Origin of the sequence: Enterococcus sp. DA9, assembly GCF_008000875.1 — a bacterium.
Lineage (GTDB): Bacteria > Bacillota > Bacilli > Lactobacillales > Enterococcaceae > Enterococcus_B > Enterococcus_B lactis.
In genome coordinates this window covers 90,313-110,470 of record NZ_CP042840.1, presented here as the reverse complement: position 1 = coordinate 110,470, position 20,158 = coordinate 90,313, and the positions used below count along the sequence as shown (strand labels likewise).

General features: G+C 39.6%; 20 protein-coding genes and 3 pseudogenes. 7 read left to right on the top strand and 16 right to left on the bottom strand.

The window, feature by feature from the left end; all coding sequences use genetic code 11:
- Positions 1-128: 128 nt before the first annotated feature.
- The 4 genes and pseudogenes from FTX43_RS14495 to FTX43_RS14480 form a co-directional block, all read right to left on the bottom strand.
- Entirely contained in the window at positions 129-950 is an 822-nt protein-coding gene (locus tag FTX43_RS14495) for a PTS system mannose/fructose/sorbose family transporter subunit IID (protein WP_197082477.1), read from the bottom strand.
- 5 nt (positions 951-955) lie between these two features.
- On the bottom strand, positions 956-1,774 hold the full coding sequence (locus FTX43_RS14490) for a PTS mannose/fructose/sorbose/N-acetylgalactosamine transporter subunit IIC (protein WP_002329955.1): 819 nt from the start codon (positions 1,772-1,774) through the stop codon (positions 956-958).
- Positions 1,775-1,794: 20 nt separating this feature from the next.
- Positions 1,795-2,292 (bottom strand): PTS sugar transporter subunit IIB, encoded by a 498-nt coding sequence (locus FTX43_RS14485; RefSeq protein WP_002329956.1) that lies wholly within the window; start codon positions 2,290-2,292, stop codon positions 1,795-1,797.
- A 33-nt stretch (positions 2,293-2,325) separates the two neighbouring features.
- Positions 2,326-2,747: pseudogene (locus tag FTX43_RS14480) on the bottom strand (PTS sugar transporter subunit IIA).
- Between the two features lie 333 nt (positions 2,748-3,080).
- Here FTX43_RS14480 and FTX43_RS14475 point away from each other — a divergent pair.
- Positions 3,081-3,761, top strand: a complete 681-nt coding sequence (locus tag FTX43_RS14475) for an IS6-like element IS1216 family transposase (RefSeq protein WP_001015311.1) — start codon at positions 3,081-3,083, stop codon at positions 3,759-3,761.
- Positions 3,762-3,895: 134 nt separating this feature from the next.
- Here the strand turns inward: FTX43_RS14475 and FTX43_RS14470 are convergent, their stop codons facing one another.
- Together FTX43_RS14470 and FTX43_RS14465 are read right to left on the bottom strand one after the other, a co-directional pair.
- Positions 3,896-4,513, bottom strand: a complete 618-nt coding sequence (locus FTX43_RS14470; protein ID WP_002341317.1) for a CadD family cadmium resistance transporter — start codon at positions 4,511-4,513, stop codon at positions 3,896-3,898.
- Positions 4,514-4,529: 16 nt separating this feature from the next.
- Positions 4,530-4,892, bottom strand: coding sequence for a metalloregulator ArsR/SmtB family transcription factor (locus tag FTX43_RS14465; RefSeq protein WP_002341318.1), 363 nt, complete (start codon positions 4,890-4,892; stop codon positions 4,530-4,532).
- 307 nt (positions 4,893-5,199) lie between these two features.
- Between FTX43_RS14465 and FTX43_RS14460 the strand changes: the two genes are divergently transcribed.
- Entirely contained in the window at positions 5,200-5,409 is a 210-nt protein-coding gene (locus tag FTX43_RS14460; RefSeq protein ID WP_002329961.1) for a DUF6442 family protein, read from the top strand.
- Positions 5,406-5,642, top strand: coding sequence for a helix-turn-helix transcriptional regulator (locus tag FTX43_RS14455; protein ID WP_002329962.1), 237 nt, complete (start codon positions 5,406-5,408; stop codon positions 5,640-5,642). Before FTX43_RS14460 ends, FTX43_RS14455 begins: the two co-directional genes overlap by 4 nt.
- Before the next feature lie 269 nt (positions 5,643-5,911).
- Here the strand turns inward: FTX43_RS14455 and FTX43_RS14450 are convergent, their stop codons facing one another.
- From FTX43_RS14450 to FTX43_RS14420, 7 genes and pseudogenes are all read right to left on the bottom strand, one after another.
- Positions 5,912-7,816 carry a heavy metal translocating P-type ATPase gene (locus FTX43_RS14450; protein ID WP_016628643.1) on the bottom strand — a complete coding sequence of 635 codons (1,905 nt, stop codon included), beginning with the start codon at positions 7,814-7,816 and terminating at the stop codon, positions 5,912-5,914.
- Positions 7,817-8,013: 197 nt separating this feature from the next.
- Entirely contained in the window at positions 8,014-8,247 is a 234-nt protein-coding gene (locus FTX43_RS14445; RefSeq protein WP_002292161.1) for a heavy-metal-associated domain-containing protein, read from the bottom strand.
- A 146-nt stretch (positions 8,248-8,393) separates the two neighbouring features.
- Positions 8,394-9,249, bottom strand: a pseudogene (gene lgt / locus FTX43_RS14440) (prolipoprotein diacylglyceryl transferase).
- Complete coding sequence (locus FTX43_RS14435; protein ID WP_002320187.1) at positions 9,234-9,572, bottom strand: hypothetical protein; 339 nt, start codon at positions 9,570-9,572, stop codon at positions 9,234-9,236. Before FTX43_RS14435 ends, lgt begins: the two are co-directional and overlap by 16 nt.
- A gap of 227 nt (positions 9,573-9,799) precedes the next feature.
- Positions 9,800-10,504 carry a Crp/Fnr family transcriptional regulator gene (locus tag FTX43_RS14430; protein ID WP_025481494.1) on the bottom strand — a complete coding sequence of 235 codons (705 nt, stop codon included), beginning with the start codon at positions 10,502-10,504 and terminating at the stop codon, positions 9,800-9,802.
- Between the two features lie 144 nt (positions 10,505-10,648).
- Positions 10,649-11,221 (bottom strand): Dps family protein, encoded by a 573-nt coding sequence (locus FTX43_RS14425; protein WP_002292150.1) that lies wholly within the window; start codon positions 11,219-11,221, stop codon positions 10,649-10,651.
- A 532-nt stretch (positions 11,222-11,753) separates the two neighbouring features.
- A complete protein-coding gene (locus tag FTX43_RS14420; RefSeq protein ID WP_261801566.1) occupies positions 11,754-12,968 on the bottom strand; it encodes an IS256 family transposase in 1,215 nt (404 codons plus the stop codon).
- A gap of 156 nt (positions 12,969-13,124) precedes the next feature.
- Between FTX43_RS14420 and FTX43_RS14410 the strand changes: the two genes are divergently transcribed.
- Together FTX43_RS14410 and FTX43_RS14405 are read left to right on the top strand one after the other, a co-directional pair.
- On the top strand, positions 13,125-14,063 hold the full coding sequence (locus tag FTX43_RS14410) for a 2-dehydropantoate 2-reductase (protein ID WP_002335374.1): 939 nt from the start codon (positions 13,125-13,127) through the stop codon (positions 14,061-14,063).
- Between the two features lie 25 nt (positions 14,064-14,088).
- The gene (locus FTX43_RS14405) at positions 14,089-15,126 is read left to right on the top strand and encodes a PTS sugar transporter subunit IIC (protein ID WP_002339771.1); all 1,038 of its coding nucleotides are present in this window, start codon (positions 14,089-14,091) and stop codon (positions 15,124-15,126) included.
- Positions 15,127-15,430: 304 nt separating this feature from the next.
- Here the strand turns inward: FTX43_RS14405 and FTX43_RS14400 are convergent.
- Positions 15,431-16,384, bottom strand: a pseudogene (locus FTX43_RS14400) (IS256-like element ISEfm2 family transposase); the annotation flags it as partial.
- Positions 16,385-16,605: 221 nt separating this feature from the next.
- On the opposite strand from FTX43_RS14400, the gene FTX43_RS14395 reads away from it, so the two are divergent.
- Entirely contained in the window at positions 16,606-16,935 is a 330-nt protein-coding gene (locus FTX43_RS14395) for an AbrB family transcriptional regulator (protein WP_104885612.1), read from the top strand.
- Positions 16,925-17,212 carry a type II toxin-antitoxin system RelE/ParE family toxin gene (locus tag FTX43_RS14390; protein ID WP_104885613.1) on the top strand — a complete coding sequence of 96 codons (288 nt, stop codon included), beginning with the start codon at positions 16,925-16,927 and terminating at the stop codon, positions 17,210-17,212. Before FTX43_RS14395 ends, FTX43_RS14390 begins: the two co-directional genes overlap by 11 nt.
- A 194-nt stretch (positions 17,213-17,406) precedes the next feature.
- On the opposite strand, the gene FTX43_RS14385 is transcribed toward FTX43_RS14390, so the two are convergent.
- Positions 17,407-17,970 (bottom strand): recombinase family protein, encoded by a 564-nt coding sequence (locus FTX43_RS14385; protein WP_104885614.1) that lies wholly within the window; start codon positions 17,968-17,970, stop codon positions 17,407-17,409.
- A 256-nt stretch (positions 17,971-18,226) separates the two neighbouring features.
- Positions 18,227-20,146 carry a heavy metal translocating P-type ATPase gene (locus tag FTX43_RS14380; RefSeq protein ID WP_162781497.1) on the bottom strand — a complete coding sequence of 640 codons (1,920 nt, stop codon included), beginning with the start codon at positions 20,144-20,146 and terminating at the stop codon, positions 18,227-18,229.
- Between the last annotated feature and the right edge of the window lie 12 nt (positions 20,147-20,158).

The window sequence follows — 20,158 nt, the reverse complement described above, 5'->3', positions numbered from 1 at the left end:
AGCGGGTATTCGTCATGTTTCAAGGTGATTCCGGTCAATATTGGAAAAAATGAAAGAAATGACGAAGTATCCCTGCCACCTTTGAGCGACAGGGATACTTCTTTTTCTATTCCCATTCTTACAAACCTTTAGCAGATCCCTAGTAAACCTAAGATGATCCCTAGGAACATGATAGCGAACATCACGATGTTGACGTTGACTTTCTTACGTAGCAGGTAGAAGGCCAGCAAAGTCACACACAGTGGCACGATACCGATGAAAAGTTGGTCCAAATAGTCTTGGATCTTCATCGCTTCTTCGGCACCTTTAGCAGAAACTTCCAGGATCGTTTTGAATTTCACGTTGGAAGCCGTCATGGAGCCCATCATCATCAAACCTAACATACTGGAAGCTTTGGTGAGGATCTTCATTCCGCCAGATTCGTACATTTTTTTGATGAAGCTGGCACCAACGGAGTAGCCGCTGTACAAAGCATAGTAATGGATCAAGAAGGCTGGGATGTTATACAAAGCTAAGAACACGATGGCTCCTAAGGGAGAACCAGTGGAAGCGATTGAGATCCCGATCCCAGCTGCGATGACCCGCAGGATCCCCCAGAAGAAGGAATCACCGATCCCAGAGATAGGGCCCATCAAGGAAGCCTTAACGGCGGTGATGGAGCTGTCATCGAAGGTTGGGTCTTCACTGTTTTGTTTTTCCATGGAGGCTACCAGCCCCATGATGAAGTTGTTGATATGCATGGTGGCATTGAACCAAGTGGTATGGCGGACCAAGGCATCGGCCCGTTCTTCTTTGGTTTTGTAGAAACGATTGATCACTGGTAACAAGGTGTACATGACACCGACTGCGTGGTATTGAGTGGCCCCAGTCCGGCTGGCATTCATGGTCCAAGACCGCCAGAAGACGGACCGCATCATTTTTTTATCTTCAGGGCTCATATCTTTAGTCATCTTACTCATGCGAAGAAATCCTCCTCTTCATCTTCTTTCGTCATAGGGGCACCATTATTGCCGGAATGAGCAACTGCACCGCTTTCGATATCCCGGATCTGCAAGTCCCGTTGGGCACTTACGACACAGATCACGACACCTAAGACAGCGACAGCCACAGCTGGCAAGCCTAGGTAAGCTGTCAAAACAAAACCTAAGATATAGAAGACAGCTAGTTTGTTATCCCAAAGTAACTTCATCAACATTGCGAACCCGACAGCAGGTAGTAGGCCCCCAGCAGCACTTAATCCGTTCATCAGATTTTGGGGAATATTCTCAACGAAGGTGTTGACTGGGCCACTACCGGCCAGGATGCCGATGAAGGAGATGGAAGCGATGATCACGTAATAGATCACCCAAGTCCCATAATGGAGGGCAACCACCATTTTTTCATTGCCTTCACGGGCAGCTTTATCCAAAGAAGGTGCGAAGATATTCATAAAGACGTTTTTCAAGAACATAACAACAACGGCAGCTAACATACCGATCGGCACGGCCAAGGTCATGGCAGCTTTGGTTTCAACATTGGAAATAATTGCAAAGGTCGTTGCCATCGTCGTAGCAGTTACTGGTTCGGCAGCGATAACACCGCCGATATTGACGTTTCCTAAGAAGATCGCTTCTAGGGAGGCCCCCATCAGGATCCCGGTTTTCATATCGCCCATCAAGATCCCGGTCACTAGACCGACGACTAGCGGGCGTTCCATCATACTTTGGCCTGTTAGGTAATTACCTGCGAAACAGATAAAGACGGCTAACGCGGCCATGGTTGCGTGCATCAACATAATTTTTTCCCTCCCTTATCCTAGACTTTCGCTACTGCGTCTTTGAGACTCAGCTGCGGATTTGATGGCAATACTTGGTTGTAGCTGTTGACCCGAGTCAGTTGGGCTAATTCTTTCGCCGCCGCTAATTCCTCAGGGTTTAATTGCACACTTGGAAAGATCATCGTTTTTGATTTCGGATCGGATTTGTCGAAGCGGCCAGCGTTGGCAACATTGACGGTTTCTAGGTCTTCCACGTTTTGGGCGATCTTATTGGCATCGCTAACGGAGTTCACGATCACGAACATCCGTTTATCTTTTCCCCGAGGATCGTTGAAGACGTTGATGGCGTCATCGACTTTTCGGATCAATAATTTCATGCCGTTGGGCACGGCCATCTTCAAGGTCATTTGCATGACTTCGTTGTTGGCTGCTTCGTCATTAGCAACTACTAACAGGGGTGCGTTCAATTCTTTGGTCCATACTACGGCTACTTGTCCGTGGATCAAGCGGTCGTCTACACGAATTTGGGTGATCATTTTTCATTCCTCCAGTTTTGGGTGTGGGTTGGTTTAATCGAAGATCGAATCATCGTCTTCGTCGGCGATCTGAGTCGGTACCACTTGTACCTGACTTTCACTGACGGCTTGTTGGATCTGTTCCAGGCTGAGGGCTTCGTCACCGCCTAAGAATAGGACGGATAAGATCACTGCCAGGTTGGCATTGGTGATGATGACGATGTTGTCTTTTTGGCATTCATTAGTTCAGTGAAGGCCTTTTGGTTGACGCTGCCGCCGAAGAGATCGGTGAAGATAAAGCCTTGTTCCTCCGGTTGGACGGAAGCGATGAATTCATCGATGGCGGGGGTGTAATCTTCGTCGATGATGTAGGCGTTGATGACTTGGAAGTCATTGCCTTTGTCCGCCAGAATGTTCAAGGAGCTTTGGAAGCCTTTGGCTAATTCGCCGTGAGTGGCGATCAAATATTTCCGCATGGGTTTCACCTCGCTTTTGTCTGTGGTTTCGATTTGTTTTTACACTTTACTATACGCAAGAGGTGTGCCAAGTTTTTCGTTATGGGAGAATGTTGATGTGGCGGTGTTTATGCTGGATGTTGATGTGTTTAAACAGATAGGAGATTGCTTAAACAGATGGTGGTAGTGAGCAAAAAAGGTGGGAATAAGAGTGGTTTTCCGGTACTGAGGGGGAATTTTCCTGTTTTGAATAATGAGGGGTGCTAGAATTAAAGTAAAGGGTTCTGTTGCAAAGTTTTAAATCTACTATCAAATAAGGTAGAATAATAGAAAAAGATAGCAGGAGGAATGACGATGAATCATTTTAAAGGAAAGCAATTTCAGCAGGATGTGATTATTGTAGCCGTGGGCTACTATCTTCGTTATAACCTTAGCTATCGTGAAGTTCAAGAAATCTTATATGATCGTGGCATTAACGTTTCTCATACGACGATTTATCGTTGGGTGCAAGAATATGGCAAACTACTCTATCAAATTTGGAAAAAGAAAAATAAAAAATCCTTTTATTCATGGAAAATGGATGAAACGTACATCAAAATTAAAGGAAAATGGCATTATTTGTATCGAGCCATCGATGCAGATGGTTTAACCTTGGATATTTGGTTACGTAAAAAACGGGACACACAAGCAGCCTATGCTTTTCTTAAGCGGTTAGTGAAGCAGTTTGATGAACCGAAGGTTGTAGTCACAGATAAAGCCCCCTCTATTACAAGTGCCTTTAAGAAACTAAAAGAATACGGCTTTTATCAAGGGACAGAACATCGTACCATTAAATACCTGAATAATTTGATTGAACAAGACCATCGTCCAGTAAAGAGACGCAATAAATTCTATCGAAGTTTACGCACTGCCTCTACCACGATTAAAGGCATGGAAGCCATTCGAGGATTATATAAGAAAACCCGAAAAGAAGGCACTCTCTTCGGGTTTTCGGTCTGTACTGAAATCAAGGTATTATTGGGAATCCCAGCTTAAATCATAGATACCGTAAGGGATTTTATTCTTTATTTAAAACTTTGCAACAGAACCTAATGCGCCAATCTGTTAGCACAAAAAAAGACATCGATTAAATCTCGTTGTCTTTTTTGTGCTAACAGTCAAACTACTTATTAATTAAATAAACTTAATAAAGTTTGAATCGTACCATTTTCGATCAATATATAAATTCCTAAACCAATAAACACTATAGGAACAATGATTCGTTCATATTTTTCTAATGTTTCGGAAACAAAGGAAATTTTTGCTAATTTATAACTGACATAGCAAAGAATTGCAACAGAGAAAGCAAATACGATTAAAGTAATAACAATTTCTGAAAAGGCTAACGAAGTAAAGTAAGGAATATAAATGCCTAAATTATCGCCACCTGACGCAATGGTTATTAAGGCGACAGTCCAAAATAACCAACTGGTTCCTCTAGATTCTAACTTTTCAACGACTTCCTCTTCTTCTTCCTCCTCTTCACCTATCACAGCGACACGAATACCTAAATAAATTGGAATTAATCCAAGAAGTCCAATGATCCAATCTTGCGGAATAAAATTTAGCACATAAGCAGCAAACAAACTTACGGCTACCAAAATACCTGTTCCAAGATATTGACCCCAAAAAATGTGACGAATACCTTTTTGTGTGTGGCTTTGAGAAAAGATAATGAGCAAGATAAACAAATAATCAATACTGGTAGAAATATAAACAGCGATAGCTGAAAAAATACTTTGTAACAAAATAACTTCCTCCAAACTAAGATTTCATAGATAGATTTTCTGATAACTTAAAAAAAACACGAATAGCGGAAAGGATGTCTTCATTCGCTAAAGAGTAATAAACTACTTTTCCATCTTGACGTGATTTTGCCATTCCATGTTTTTTTAAAAAACGTAAATGGTGTGACGTTGTAGCGACACTAGCAGTAAGTATTTCTGCTAAATCACATACACACATTTCCTTATAGGTTTCTAAAGCATAGAAAATTTTAATTCTAGAAGAATCGCTGAAACATTTTCCTAACACAAGTAAGTTTGAAAAATCTTTTTGATCCAATTTATTTTTTATTACATTTACTTTTTCTTTATGTACGATAGTCACTTGGCAAACTTTTTCCATTCATCTCACCTCACATTCAAACGATTGTTTGAATGAAGTATATCTATTTGATCACTCGTTTGTCAATCTACCTTAATTCCAATACACTATTATAAGCAATTTCATGTATCAAAAGATTGTTCAAATAAAGAGCAGCATTGACAAGCGTACTTGTCTGAGTTATTCTTTATTCAGACAAATAAACTTGTCATTATAAAAGGAGGATAATTATGAAAAAAGAAAAGATATTAAACAGTTACCGAAATGAAAAAAAGATGAAGGCAACGACCATATCAATAATATGAGTGATGAGAAAGGTTTCTTTGCTATGGCTATGTTAATCATGCTTATAACTATCTATAAAATATATATGAATTTGCCGTTTGGAGATACTGGTGCAATCCCATTATCTTTTTTATCTTTTCATAGCTTTAATCGTTATAAGCAAACGAAAGAAAAAGATACCTTGGTATATGGTATTGTTACTGGTTTTATTGGAATTGCGTTCTTAGTTTGGTATGTGATCGAAACAATATGAGTAAACAAGATAAAAATTATTCAGAAGAGACAGATTTAGTACTGAAAAATCATTTAAAGGACACCCGTAGAGAATTAGGGCTTTCTCAACAACAACTCGCAGATATGATCGGTGTTTCTAGAAATACGATTGGTTCAATAGAGAGATGTGTGTTTGTTCCTACAGCAAAATTAGCATTGATATTATGTATCGCTTTAGATAAAAAATTTGAAGAGTTGTTCTACTTTGATTAAATATAAAAAAATTAAAGAACCTTGTTAATACAAATTTCTAGATACACGATTCTATGTAATTTCATGTGTTACAACTTAATAGGAATTTAAATTTTATTATTAGATTTTTTAATCATTTACACGAAAATTAATTTTATAAAGAACATACTCTATACTCTTATTTTTTTTCAAGAACTCAAAAAAGCGGAAAATCCCAGATTTAAAAATCTGAGTTTCCGCTTTTGTCATTTCAAGGATGGACTATTGTCTCAGCCTCTTCTAATTTATTCTTAAGATATTTTTACTTTCTCTGCAGGTGCTGATACTTCTTTTTGTTCTTTTCGACCTTTCAACTTATACTTCATTAATCTCATGCCATTGAAAATTACCACCAAGATACTACCTTCATGAACCAACATTCCGATAGACATATTCATCCATTCGCTGAAGAAGACGCTGGTCAACAAGACCAACACTACTCCAATTGAAATCACGATATTTTGTTTCATATTATTTGCGGTGGCTTTTACTAATCCTAATGCGTGAGGCAAGTTGCTGAAGTTCGAGTTCATTAAAACGACATCGGATGTTTCAATCGCTACGTCCGTTCCGCTTCCCATTGCAATCCCGATATCTGCTAGCGCCAAGGACGGGCTGTCATTGACACCGTCCCCGACAAAGGCGACCGTGTGCCCTTTTTGCTGGAGTTTTTCAATATAAGCCGCTTTGTCTTCCGGCAGCATATGCCCGTGCGCTTCGGTGAGGTTCAGTTCACGCGCAATCCGGTCCACTGTGCCTTGGTTGTCGCCGGAAAGAACCACTAAATCTTTCACGCCTAAATTCTTCAATTCCTGCAAGTCTTGTTTCACTCCTGGACGGATTTGGTCGCGGATTCCCATCAGAATCTTCAATTCCCCGTCGACTGCTGTCAATACTAAGGAGTTCCCATTTTTCTCGAATTGTTTGACGTCTTTCTGCGCTTTTTTACTCAACTGCACATTTTCTTTTTCCATCAACGCCACATTTCCAACCGCGATGCGGTGTCCGTCCACTTGAGCGACAATGCCGCCGCCTTTGACGACGTCTGTGTCTTCTACCGGGAACAGTTCTACCTTGCCGGTATGCTGGAGGACGGCCTTGGCTAGTGGATGGTCTGATTCAGTCTCCACGCTGGCTAAATAACTGTAGGCTTTTTCTACATTGTCTCCGTACACTTCTGTTTCCGCGACTTCAGGATTACCGACAGTCAGCGTTCCTGTTTTGTCGAACACAATCGTATCAACTTTGCTGAAGTCTTGAATGACTTCACTCCCTTTTAAAAGAACACCGTTACGAGCACCATTCCCAATACCGGCAACGTTTGAGACAGGCACTCCGATAACTAATGCGCCTGGGCAACCTAGAACCAAGATGGTGATTGCTAACTCAATATTTTGACTGAACGCCCATACAACAATTGCCAGAACCAAGACAGCTGGTGTGTAGTATTTAGAAAAGCGATCAATGAACCGTTCCGCTTCGGATTTAGAATCTTGTGCTTCTTCCACGAGTTCAATAATTTTACCAAATGTGGTGTCCTCACCAACTCGGTCAGCTCTGATTTGAATCGTTCCGTTTTCTAAAATGGTTCCTGCAAAAACTTCTGCATCAGCTTGCTTATTGACCGGAACAGCTTCCCCTGTAATGCTAGCTTCATTGATATGCCCTTCACCCGTAAGGACTATGCCATCTACTGGAACTTTCGCACCCGTTTTAACGAGTAAGATATCCCCTTCATCTATATCATCCACGTCTACTTCTTCAAATTCGCCATTATCCATTTGTTTCAAGGCGCTTTCGGGTGCCATTTCAGTCAATTCTTTGATAGCAGATCGCGTTTGGTTCAATGTTCGTTGTTCCAAGTAGTGTCCGAATAAGAATAAGAACGTGACAATAGCCGATTCTTCATAGTTTTGAATAAAAAGCGCACCAATCGCTGCAATACTGACTAAGACATCAATACTGATGACTTTGACTTTCATTGCTTGAAACGCTTGAATGGCAATTGGCGTAATCCCAAAGACAGAGGCGATGATCAAAGACCACTCTGAAAGTCCTACGTTTTCTAAAACAAAGTGACTGAAGAAACCGAGTACGATTAACAATCCACTGATGACGGTGATAACATTTTTCTTGCTTAATATATATTGTTGCATGCTTTTTCCCTCCAAATTTAATTTCTCTTTTATTGATAAACACAGTATAAGATAATTGCCTAAGTAATTAATTGACTGACATCAAGTTTAGAAAGTTCTCTTTTATCGTTTCTAGGCACCTCGAATCGGATTGCAACAAAAAAAGCAATCCTGGAAAAATAGCTTTTCTTCCAGAATTGCCTAGTTCATTTAATCTGTTAAGCGGCCTTGACTTTTGCTTTAAGGACCGGATAGCCTACGTTTTCGATAGCTTTTTGAATCTCTTCAATCGAAGTGACAGCTGAATCAAAATTGGCTTTGACTTTGCTGGAGTTGAATAATACTTTAATGCTGTCTTTATCAACACCGTTAACTGATTTTACGGCACCTTCAATTTTTTGCATACAACTTGGACAAGACAACGTTTCTAATTGCAATATAGCTTTTTCCATAATTCCTATCTCCTTTATGTGTTTTTATTTTATCGGCAGCAGATTAATGAACACTGCCTTTTCCTCTTTACAACTGTAGTATAGCTCACTTTTAGCAAACGAAAATAGACGCATATCAAGTTTTGCACTTCTTTTTATCTTTTTGCTCAATTCACCATCTTAATAGTCTTTTTCTGCCCCTTATTGCCATCAGAATAATAAGAAATTGGTGGATAATCTTGTCTGCGTATAAACTATACTACAATCGCGCCAATAAACAGGGCCAGAGACAAGGCTTGCGAAACGCGGATCCACTCGCCAATCCATAAACTGTCCGTTCGCATACCTTCAATGAAGAACCGACCCACTGAGTACCACAAAACGTAACTCAAAGCGACTTCTCCTTGACGCAAAAGCTGTTTTCGGTTCCGTATAGTGACGATGAGGACAAAGCCCAACAAACTCCACAATGACTCGTATAAAAAAGTCGGATGGTAGTAGGTACCATTGATATTCATTTGTTCAAATGATAAATTCAGGTAAATAAAGATTTTCCAAGAATTGACGAGTAACCGGCCCACCATGAGCTTCCTGATTCATAAAATTGACCCAACGACCAATGGACTGGGCTAACAATACATTGGGCGCTAAAATATCAAGAACGAGTGCCAAAGAAGTACCTTTTTTCTTTGCATACCAATATAGCGTACCCCCTCCTGCAATCAATCCCCCATAAATCGCAATACCGCCATTCCAAATCGCAAGGATTTGTCCTGGATTTTGCAGATAATAACCAAGTTCAAATAACACATAATAAAGCCGAGCGCCGAGGAGTCCAATCGGAATTGCCCATAAGGCCATATCGATAATGGTATCCTCTTCCAGTCCTTTTTTCTTTGCTTCCTTGGTGCTCAACTGGAGAGCCGCTAATATGCCCGCTGCAATAATGACTCCATACCAATGAATCACAACAGAACCAATCTCCACCACATGGGGATTCAAAACGCCTAATACGAATCCCATTCTATTTGCTCCATTTCTTCAATTTTTCGCGTCATTCTAGTCATGGTGATGTTGAACAAGATTCCGGCTAAGCTCCATGGAAACCAAACAGTGAATACACTTTTATCTCCCTGGTCACTCGCTTCGTAATACGCCACTTTTCCGTGTCCGATTACGCCGGCTCCTTTTACAACTTCCTCTTCTTTTTCCATAGCTAACCTATCTGCCTCAACAACGTTAGACGTTTTTGCTTCGCCGCCAATCGTGTTCTTGGTGAAAGGGACGACAAAGAATGCACCCGCTGCTGACAACGTGATGGCAACTATCACCCAAAAACAATGCACATTCACCCTACTTATTTTTACGTTTTGTTCGACAACCCTATCTTAAAGAAAAATAAAACAAAAAAACTTGAGGGTTATCATGTTTGTGCTTTTATTTTTCCAATGAATGAAGGTCGTTCTGTCTTAAAAAAGCCAAAAACGGACAGATGGAAGCAAAAGCACTGAGTTCTGTCCCGTTGTTAATGAAGAGCGACAGAACACCAACGTGTAGAAAAAAGTGTGTCCGATTATTCGCTGTAAAGCAATAAATCATCTAAATCCTGAATCTTGATCCTTTTCCCAGACAGCTGTTGAATCAATCCCTCGTCCTCCAATTCTCCAAATTTGCGACTGATGGTCTCAGGTGTCGTTCCTAAATAGGAAGCAATGTCTTTTTTTGCCATCGGCAGGGTGATGGTGGGAGAGTTGCCCATTTCAGGTTCCACATTTTCTGCCAAAAACAAAACTAAACGGGTAATGACACTCTCCACGGCTACTTGTGTCGTTTGACGTTCTGAACTTTCTAACCGTTTAGACATTTCCGCCAATAGTTTTAAAGAAATAGCTGGGTATTGTTCCAGAAAATCTTGGACATCTTTTTGCTGAATCATACAGACAACGGTATCTCGGGTTGCTTCGGCATATTCCTCGTGTACTGCATCCAGGTTGAACAAGGTCCATTCTCCGGTGAAATCACCAGGGCTCAAGATCCGCACTAGCTGCTCTTTGCCAGAGTCTGCCAATCGATAAATACGGATTTTCCCACGATTGATAATATATAAAGTATCCTCTTTTTCTTGTGAACGAAACAGAAACTCTCCTTTTTGATACTGTTTCGTGTGGGCTTTTTCAGCAATGTAATTCATCGCGCTATCCTCTAAGTGATTGAATATTGGAACCAAGCGGATACAGGCTGCGTGGTCGCCAATTTCATGATGGGTATGTTTAGTCAATTCATTCTCCCCCTTTATTTATTTTGTTTATATTCGCTGCTTTTATTATATAAGTCTCTTACTACAAAAAAATTGATGCACATCAAGAAAATGGAAAAAGGACTGGAAAGAATTCCAATCCCTAAATCAGCTTCTACTTTTACCTTAATCTTCATCCTCATCAAGAGCGTCATCATCTTCTAATGCTTCTTTACCAATGAACGCTTGCAGCATCCAAATGTTCTTGTCTAAGTCATTTTTGAAAGCAATCAATGTATCTTCTAAAGCATCGTCACCCTCGTCTTGAGCTAAACGAATCGCGCGAATAGTTAGGTCACGAGTGCTTCTGAAGTCCTCGATAATATTTTCAACCATGTCTTCTGCTTTAGCGTATTTATTAACTGCATCTTCCGAAAGCATCGAATATTTTTCAAATTCAACCGTTGTCGAAGCAGGTTTATGCCCAGAAGTAATTAGACGCTCCGCAAGTTTGTCGAACCATTTTTCATTTTCGTTATACAACTCTTCAAATTTTTCATGCAACGTAAAGAAATTGGCTCCTTTTACATACCAGTGATATTGGTGCAGTTTCACATGTAATGTATGCATGTTGCCTAAAAGATGATCCGCAATGGCCGCTGCATTAATTTTCGTATGATGAACATGTTCCTTGTGTTCTTGTTCTTCTTGCAATCTTTCTTGGGGTGTTCTTTCTTGAGTAGCTTTATTTTCAGTCATGATTTATTCCTCCTATAATTTTGGTTTGTTTAAAATAGCTTTCTTTGATTCCTCCTTTTTCTTTACTGAATTTAGTATAGGATAGATTTCAGTTAAAAAAATTGATGCTCATCAAGAAAAGTATTTCTTAATAGACGCCAGGCTTCTCTATTAAATTCAACTGAAATAATCAAAGGAATGAAGTCGTTCCCTCCAAACAAAAATTTCATTAAAGTAGGGCCTAAAAAAAATAGCAACTATACTTTGTCAAGAGACCTGACTGCTATTTTTTGCTTGTTATTCTTCAATTACCAAATGTCTTACCTTGCAGTATATTTAATACTCTTTCTCACTAGTGTTGCATGCAACACTAGTGAGAAAGAGCATTAATAAGATTAACCTAGAAGAATAACTTTACTTTATTTATGTCACACCATAAATAAAAATTGAAAAGAATTTTTTTGTTTATTTTTAGTAGATCGATTAATAGGAGTTTTAGCTTGGGAGCGTCAATAATTTTGTGTAAATGGTTCTTCCCTACTGTAGATTGTTTCTAATTCTCCATCGGTTGACTCAGCATTTGTTCGAGCTCGCCTTCGGCCTGTTGGAAACCTTTATGACTGCGACCTAGGAATTTTTGGTTGTAAGTATCAAAAGACGAGACTAAGAAACGTTCCATCGACTCTTCATTTTGGAACTGTTCCTTGCGGTGGCTGTATTTCTTGATTTGCTTATTAAAGGATTCAATCAAGTTCGTAGAGTAAATACTCTTGCGTATGGCTAATGGGAAATCATAGAAAGTGAGCAGGTAATCGTTAGAAAGGATCGATTCCACCATTTTTGGATAACTGGTTTTCCATTTTTCCGCAAAAGCACCACGTGCTTCCAATGCCGCCTTTTTAGATGACGCTTGATACACCATTTTAAAATCATCACAGATTTCCTTACGATCATCGACACGCACTTTGTGACTGATATTACGGGAAACGTGCACACAGCAACGTTGAAAACGGGCTTTGGGGTAGAACCGCTGCACGGCCCCTGCCATCCCCTTTAAGCCATCCGTGATGAAAAGGAGGACGTTTTTCACGCCACGTTCCTGGAGGTCTATTAAAATCTCTTCCCAAATCGTGATCGATTCAGTTGGTGCAATCGCATAGCTCAATACTTCCTTTGATCCGTCCGGGCGAATGCCAACTGCGATATGAATGGCTTCCTTGGCGACGGTTTTCCGCTTTAAAGGGATATAGGTTGCGTCCATATAAATAGCGGCATAACGGTCATGAAGCTCACGTTCCTTAAATGAAGTGACTTCTTCCGTAAATGATTTAGTCATATTGGACATGGTTTGGGGCGTGTAGTGATGCCCATACATTTTCTCAATCAAGTCTGCGATTTCCGACATGGTAATACCTTTTCGGAAGAGGTGAATGACGGTCTCCTCTAAGGTATCATTCGTCCGTCTATAAGCAGGAACAGTCTGTTGCTTGAACTCGCCGTTGCGGTCGCGCGGAATCTGGAGATGAAGTTCCCCGTACTCGGTCTTGACCGTACGGTCATAGGAGCCGTTACGAGAATTACCCGTGTTAAAACCAATGCGATCGTACTTTTCGTAATCGAGGAAAGCCGTTAACTCCGTTTTGAGAAGCGTATTGACAGCTTTTTCCAAATGGACACGGAATAATTCATTCAAATCGCCTTTGTTCGCTAGAGTCTTTAGAATTTCTGTAGTAAAATCGTTCATATGGAAGTCCTCTTTTCTGTGAATGTGTTGTGGTAACTCTATTCTACAGAAGGGACTTCCTTTTTTCTATTTACACAAAATATTTTACACTCTCCTACTTGAAGTTTCCGAATGAAAACTCTATAATGAGAAATGTGAAAATTTTCACTTATTATAAATTAAGTTTGGAGGCTTTTATTTATGAAAATTGCAATTGCAGGGGCCGGCGCGATGGGTTCCCGGTTCGGACTGATGTTGAAACAAGGTGGTAACGATGTTTTGCTAATCGACGGCTGGCAGGAGCATATCAATGCCATCAAAGAAAACGGATTGAAGGCTAATTATAATGGCGAAGAAATTACTGTTAAAGTCCCAATTGTTAATCAGAATGAGGTGCCCACTGGTGAGCAATTTGATTTGATTATCTTATTCACGAAGGCAATGCAGTTGGAAAAAATGCTGCAGGATGTTAAACCATTAATTGCTGATCACACAGAAGTTTTGTGTCTTTTAAACGGTATCGGTCATGAAGACGTAATCGAAAAATTCGTACCGATGGAAAAAATCTTTATCGGCAACACCATGTGGACTGCTGGTCTAGAAGGTCCCGGCAAGGCTAAATTATTTGGCAGCGGGTCTGTTGAATTGCAAAATCTAGGTATTGGCCAAGAAGAATCAGCGAAAAAATTGGCGGAAACTTTGTCCGCGTCTGGTTTAAATGCCAAATATTCCGACAACATTCATTATTCAATTTATCGTAAAGCTTGTGTCAATGGTACGATGAATGGCTTATGCACGATTTTAGACGTCAATATGGCGGGGCTTGGTGCAACCAAACCTGCTCATGACATGGTAGTGACTATTGTTAACGAATTTGCAGCTGTTGCTGCCAAAGAAAACGTCAACTTAGACATTCCCGAAGTAATCGAACATGTAGAAACTTGTTTTGACCCGACTACGATTGGTATGCATTTCCCATCGATGCACCAAGACTTGATAAAAAATAACCGTTTGACCGAGATTGACTACATCAACGGAGCCATTTCTCGTAAAGGTAAAAAATATGGCGTAGTAACTCCTTACTGTGATTTCTTAACGCAACTGGTTCATAGTAAAGAAGAAATTCTAGGAGCGAAATAGTAATCATTAGAAAGAGGACGAGAAAATGGAAGAAAAATTAACTCCAAAAATATTTTTAAATAAAGTATTAGCGGGTACCGCAACGGGGATCATCGTAGGGTTGATTCCTAACGCGGTATTGGCAGCAATTTTGAAATTATTTGGTGAAAATACCTTAGCAGTAACGATCACACAAATGGCAGTTATTTTCCAACTAGCTACTCCACTATTGATTGGCGCTTTGATTGCGGTGCAGTTTGGCTTCAAACCAATGCAAATGTTAGTAGTTGCCGGTGCAGCTTTCGTTGGCTCCGGTGTTGTGAAATTCAATCCTGACACAGCTACTTATATCGGTGCTGGTACCGGAGACATCATCAATACCATGATTACTGCATCAATCGCTGTCGGCATGATCTTGTTGATCGGCGAAAAATTTGGGTCCGTGGCAATTGTTGCAACACCAATCGTTGTTGGTATCGGCGCTGGTCTAATCGGCTATTATTTATATCCTTACGTAACCAAGATTACTGCCGCTATCGGTGACTTAATTAATACCTTTACTACTTTGCAACCAATTTTGATGTCAATCTTGATTGCATGTTCCTTTGCTTTCTTGATTATCTCGCCGATCTCTACAGTTGCCATTGGTATGGCAATTCAATTGAACGGTGTTTCTGCTGGTGCAGCCGCTATGGGTGTTGCCGCAACAACAGTTGTCTTGGTAGTTAACTCTTGGAAAGTCAACAAACCAGGGGTTACTTTGGCCATCGCATTGGGTGCTATGAAAATGATGATGCCAAACTTGTTTAGGAAACCAATTATCTTGGTGCCATGTCTATTCACCGCTATCATCTCAGCAATTCCAGTAGCGTTATTCTCAGTCTCAGGGACTCCTGCTTCTGCTGGTTTCGGTTTGGTAGGGTTGGTAGGTCCGTTGGCTTCATTGGACGCCGGTTTGAGTATTATTCCACTATTAATCAGCTGGTTTGTTGTACCAATCGTAGCTGCTTTCGTAGGTCAAATCTTATTTGAAAAAATCTTGAAATTGTATGATCGTAAAGATGTTTTCGAATTTTTAGGATAGTCAACTAGAAAAAGTGTGAGCCTTGTGCTCACGCTTTTTTGTGCAATTGAAGTTGGTGAATCTCAGCGAAAAGAGAAAGGTACCTTAAATAGTGTGTTTCTGGTCAATAGCACAATGAAATATCTAAATACATTATGAACTGCTTTTCGTTTTATGAAGAGCAGTTTGTGCTATTTGAGAAATTGCTCAATTTAATCATTAAGTAGTTTCATCAATGGTGACTATGCTACTGCAATTCTTGTTGTACCAACCGGGAGCGTCAATAATTTTGTGTAAATAACTCGTCCTTCTGCAAAATAATGGGTTACTCAGTAAACATTGAAGCTAATGTATCCGTCACTTGTTGGAAGCCTTTATGGCTTCTATTTAAGAATTTTTGATTGTATGTATCAAAGATGGATACTAGGAAACGCTCTAGTGATTCTTCATTTTGAAACTGCTCTTTTCTGCGGCTGTATTTCTTGATTTGTTTATTGAAAGATTCGATTAAATTAGTTGAGTAAATGCTTCGGCGGATACCAGGCGGAAACTCATAAAAAGTCAATAAATCTTGATTTTTTATCAGTGACTGCGTCACTTTAGGATAAGTTTTCTGCCACTTCTCAATCATACTCCCTAAAAAGGTATTTGCCTCTTCCTTTGAGCTAGCTTGATAAACAGCCTTAAAATCATCACAGATTTCTTTTCGATCTTTGACACGTACTTTATGAGCAATATTACGGGAAATGTGAACACAGCAATGTTGGTATTTAGCTTTAGGATAAATCTGGTGAATCGTATCTTTCATGCCTTTTAAGCCATCGGTAATAAACAGTAAGACATCATGAACCCCTCTGGAGTAAATGTCCTGTAACAACTCATTCCAAACGTAGGTCGATTCAGTCGGAGCAATCGCATAACTTAGTACTTCTTTAGTGCCGTCTTCTCGTATACCAATGGCAATATAGATTGCTTCTTTGGAGACGGTTTGCCGTTTTAAAGGAATATAAGTAGCATCCATGAAAATAGCGACATACTTATCATTTAGAGTTCTAACTTTAAATGCATTTACTTCTTCAGTCAGCACTTTAGTCATGTTGGACATGGTTTGTGGAGTATAGTGATGCCCATACATTTTCTCAATCAAGTCTGCGATTTCCGACATGGTAATACCTTTTCGGAAGAGGTGAATGACGGTCTCCTCTAAGGTATCATTCGTCCGTCTATAAGCAGGAACAGTCTGTTGCTTGAACTCGCCGTTGCGGTCGCGCGGAATTCTGTGAATGTGTTATGGTAACTCTATTCTACAGAAGGGACTTCCTTTTTTCTATTTACACAAAATATTTTACGCTATCTCTAATGAACATAAACCCCATTAAATCAATTAAAACTCCTTTGGAAATTATTCTAAGGAGTTTTATTATTTTGTATTTGTGCTAAAAATAGCGTACAATGTAATTACTAAGTAATTACGAAACGTTAAATGATGGAGGAAATCATATGATTACAAAAACAAGAAAACAAGGAAATTCTATTATGTTAACTGTCCCTAAAGAATTCGACGTTCCCAATGGTGTTGAAGTAGAAGCTAAGCTTGTAGAGAATGGTATACTTTATGAGTTTGTAGAGCCTAAAAAAGAGTTTTTTGATTTTAGTGAAGATGTTTTGGCTGATATTCTTTCAGAAGGTTACAACAAACATGAGATATTAAAAGAATTTAGAAATAGAAAACATGCGTTAACTTCTGCATTTAGATCTATTGCTGAAGATACTGTTGCAAATTCTAAAACGATGACAAAAGAGGAGTTGGCAGCAGAAATTGGCTTATGAGATTCTACCTTCTAAACACGTAGTAAAGTATCTAAAAAAATTAAAAGAGAAAACATTAAAAGAACGATTTTTAACGATAATTTATGATGAGATAGCTGTTCGTCCTCATTCTGGAGAACAAAAAACGGGTGATTTGTCAGGAATTTGGGCTATGGGATTTAAGTATGCAGGTACAACATATCGGGTTGCGTATGAAATTAATGATAATACAATTATACCTATCTTACTCTGTGGAACGCATGAAAATTTTTATGAACAATTAAAAAAGATTAGGTAAGCACCCAATGGTATTAACTTGAGAGGATAGACTACACTTCAAAAGATAATTTTTAATAGCTGAGAGTTGGAATACCCTATATTTTTAAACCACTAACCTGTATATTTATGAAAAATAGAAAAAATTAAAACGTATTTTAAGCCTCTTTCAAATTAGGCGCTTTATCCTTATACACGAAGAGGGTTTAAAATGCGTTACTTTGTATCGCCTTTTAAGTAGCGATAGAGAGTAGCTTTACTGATACCAGTCATTTCTGTAATCTCTTTGCCACTATACGCTTCGCTCTCATACAGTTTCACGGCTCGTTCAATATCACGTTTGTTCACACGTGGTCTTCCGCCTATCCGACCTCGGGCACGGGCACTCTTGAGCCCCTCTTTCGTCCGCTCCACAATCAAATCACGCTCGAACTGGCTGAAGGCCTGGAAGACGGTCATCATGAGCCTCCCCTGCGGGGTGGTTGTATCGAAGTTCTCCTTCAGACTGACCAGCTTCACGTCCTGCTCCTCGAAGTAGGTGACCAGGTCAATCAGATCCTTGGTGCTTCGTCCCAAGCGGGAGAAGCTCTCCACCACCACCGTGTCCCCAGGTCGCAATTTATCCTTTAGACGGTTCAACTCAGGACGATTGCTCTTAGTCCCTGTCATTTTCTCCGTCAAGATTTCGTTGCAATTTTGTTCCGCTAGCAAGTCTAGTTGCCGGTTCAAATCCTGGTGTTGCGTGCTGACACGCGCGTATCCGTAGATATATCCACTCATAGTTCTAACCACCCTTTCTTACCCTCATTGTATCACAAAGGGTGGTTAAGGATACATAGATATTGATACAACTTTTGAGACTAAAAAAGAGCGCTTTTAGAGAAGAAAGAGTCGCTTCTCAAAATAGTCTCATAATCGATTGTTTTTGAGACAAAGTAATTTATAAAAAATATGCCTCTAACGTTTTTAGAACGTTAAAGGCATATTAACTTCAGACAGTTATTACTATACCCTAGATTTATGGGTTTTGATAGAATTAATTAGATTTTAATAAACGAAGTCCATTCAGAATAACGACCAACGTACTTCCTTCATGAATAATGACACTGATTGCTATATCTGTTAGACCTAATAAACTCACTACAACTAAAAAGGCTACGACTGCCATTGAAAAAAGGATGTTTTGCCATATGACACGATTCATTTTAGAAGAAATTCCATGAGCTTTAACCAATTTAGATAAGTCATTCTGCATTAAAACTAAATCAGACACCTCTACTGCTACATCGGTTCCGTCTCCCATGGCAATCCCTACATTTGCATTCACAAGGGCTGGGGCATCATTTACACCATCACCCACCATTGCTGTTACGCCGTATTTCTCTTTTTGCTCGTCTATAATTCGAGATTTATCTTCTGGCATGACATTCGCGATTACTTCATCTATTCCTAATTGTTCAGCAACTGCTTTTCCTGTCATTTCTGAGTCGCCAGTGATTAGAGTGGTGTGTATGCCTTGTTCTTTAAAGTATTTAATAGTTTCTTTTGCATGTTCACTTGGAACGTCCATGAGAGCTATAAGTCCAATGACATTCTCATCTTCTGCTACATATACGACTGTCTTACCTTCTGATGCCCACTCATTATTTAAACGAATATATTCATTTGCAACCTCGTCAAATGAAGTTGGTTTTCCGATCCGATAATTTTTGCCGTTGTAATCTCCTGTCAACCCTTTACCAATCTGATTTTCTACTTCAATAGTCAGTTGATTTTTTTGTTCAAACTTTCTTAGAATGGCATCTGCTAAGGGGTGATTGGATTCTTTTTCAAGAGCTACCACGATATCAATCATATTTTCTTCGTTCACGGAATCAGCAAAATAATAATTGGTTACTTCAGGTTTTCCTTTGGTCAAAGTTCCGGTCTTATCAAATGCAATGGCTTGAGTATCGGCTAATTGAGACAGGTAAGAACTACCTTTTGAAAGGACGCCTTTTTTGGCCAAGTTAGAAGTCGTCGATAAAGTTACCGATACAGTAGCTGCTGCTAAAGCACAGGGTGAAGCTGCCACTAAAAGGACCAATCCTCTATAGATACTTTGTGACCATGTCCAGTCTAGGAGAAAAGGAGCCAATAACATGAATAACGGAATGGCAATTAAAACAACTGTAACGTATTTCGGTTCAAATTTTTGGATTATACTCGCAGCTTTTGTTTGGTTGTCTTGGTTCTGGTTTACTAACTGTAAAATTTTTGAAAATACTGTATCTTTATTTTCTTTAGTGACTTCCATTGTGAAAGTACCTGTTCCATTGATTGTACTTCCGAAAACGTAGTCTCCTTTGGACTTCTCTTTTGGGATACTTTCTCCATTAATAGACGACTCATCAATGGACGTAGAGCCTGACAAAATGACGCCATCAATGGGGACTTGATCGCCATTCAATACTTGAAGTTGATCTCCCACTTTTAATTCACTGACATCAACAATCTTTGTATTCCCATCAGGCAAAATTAACCGAGCAGTCGTTGGATTCATTTCGAGTAATTTCGTGATTTCTCGTTTACTTCTTCCTTCAGCGTAATCTTCCAGGAAATGTGCGCCTGAAAAAATGAGAATCAACAACGTTCCTTCCCAAAAATTCCCTATTGCTGAAGCTCCTATAGCCGCTAATCCCATTAAAATATGAGAATTAGGCGTGAACTTATTATTTGCTTTTGTGTTCTCAATTGTTTCCCCAAGGCCTTCAAGAATAATGACATGATACCCCGCACTGATTGTAGCGATTGAAAATAAAATGTTTTGTAGCAACTGATAATCTTCATTCAAAAATAAAGCGATCACCGCTAAGGCTAAACCAATAAAGTATAAAACGATTGGCATTTTTCCGTGTTCATGGTCGTGGTTGTGATTATGTTTTTCTTGAGATTGTTGTTCTTCGATAGTTTCCATTTTTATCACCTT

Bases quoted from the DNA above. Each gene is read 5' to 3' on its own strand.
- FTX43_RS14380 (WP_162781497.1), bottom strand. From the start codon at position 20,146: ATGGAAACTATCGAAGAACAACAATCTCAAGAAAAACATAATCACAAC.
- FTX43_RS14495 (WP_197082477.1), bottom strand. From the start codon at position 950: ATGACTAAAGATATGAGCCCTGAAGATAAAAAAATGATGCGGTCCGTC.
- FTX43_RS14385 (WP_104885614.1), bottom strand. From the start codon at position 17,970: ATGAGTGGATATATCTACGGATACGCGCGTGTCAGCACGCAACACCAG.
- FTX43_RS14460 (WP_002329961.1), top strand. From the start codon at position 5,200: ATGGCTATGTTAATCATGCTTATAACTATCTATAAAATATATATGAAT.
- FTX43_RS14450 (WP_016628643.1), bottom strand. From the start codon at position 7,816: ATGCAACAATATATATTAAGCAAGAAAAATGTTATCACCGTCATCAGT.
- FTX43_RS14475 (WP_001015311.1), top strand. From the start codon at position 3,081: ATGAATCATTTTAAAGGAAAGCAATTTCAGCAGGATGTGATTATTGTA.
- FTX43_RS14445 (WP_002292161.1), bottom strand. From the start codon at position 8,247: ATGGAAAAAGCTATATTGCAATTAGAAACGTTGTCTTGTCCAAGTTGT.
- FTX43_RS14455 (WP_002329962.1), top strand. From the start codon at position 5,406: ATGAGTAAACAAGATAAAAATTATTCAGAAGAGACAGATTTAGTACTG.
- FTX43_RS14425 (WP_002292150.1), bottom strand. From the start codon at position 11,221: ATGACTGAAAATAAAGCTACTCAAGAAAGAACACCCCAAGAAAGATTG.
- FTX43_RS14395 (WP_104885612.1), top strand. From the start codon at position 16,606: ATGATTACAAAAACAAGAAAACAAGGAAATTCTATTATGTTAACTGTC.
- FTX43_RS14485 (WP_002329956.1), bottom strand. From the start codon at position 2,292: ATGATCACCCAAATTCGTGTAGACGACCGCTTGATCCACGGACAAGTA.
- FTX43_RS14465 (WP_002341318.1), bottom strand. From the start codon at position 4,892: ATGGAAAAAGTTTGCCAAGTGACTATCGTACATAAAGAAAAAGTAAAT.
- FTX43_RS14405 (WP_002339771.1), top strand. From the start codon at position 14,089: ATGGAAGAAAAATTAACTCCAAAAATATTTTTAAATAAAGTATTAGCG.
- FTX43_RS14410 (WP_002335374.1), top strand. From the start codon at position 13,125: ATGAAAATTGCAATTGCAGGGGCCGGCGCGATGGGTTCCCGGTTCGGA.
- FTX43_RS14490 (WP_002329955.1), bottom strand. From the start codon at position 1,774: ATGTTGATGCACGCAACCATGGCCGCGTTAGCCGTCTTTATCTGTTTC.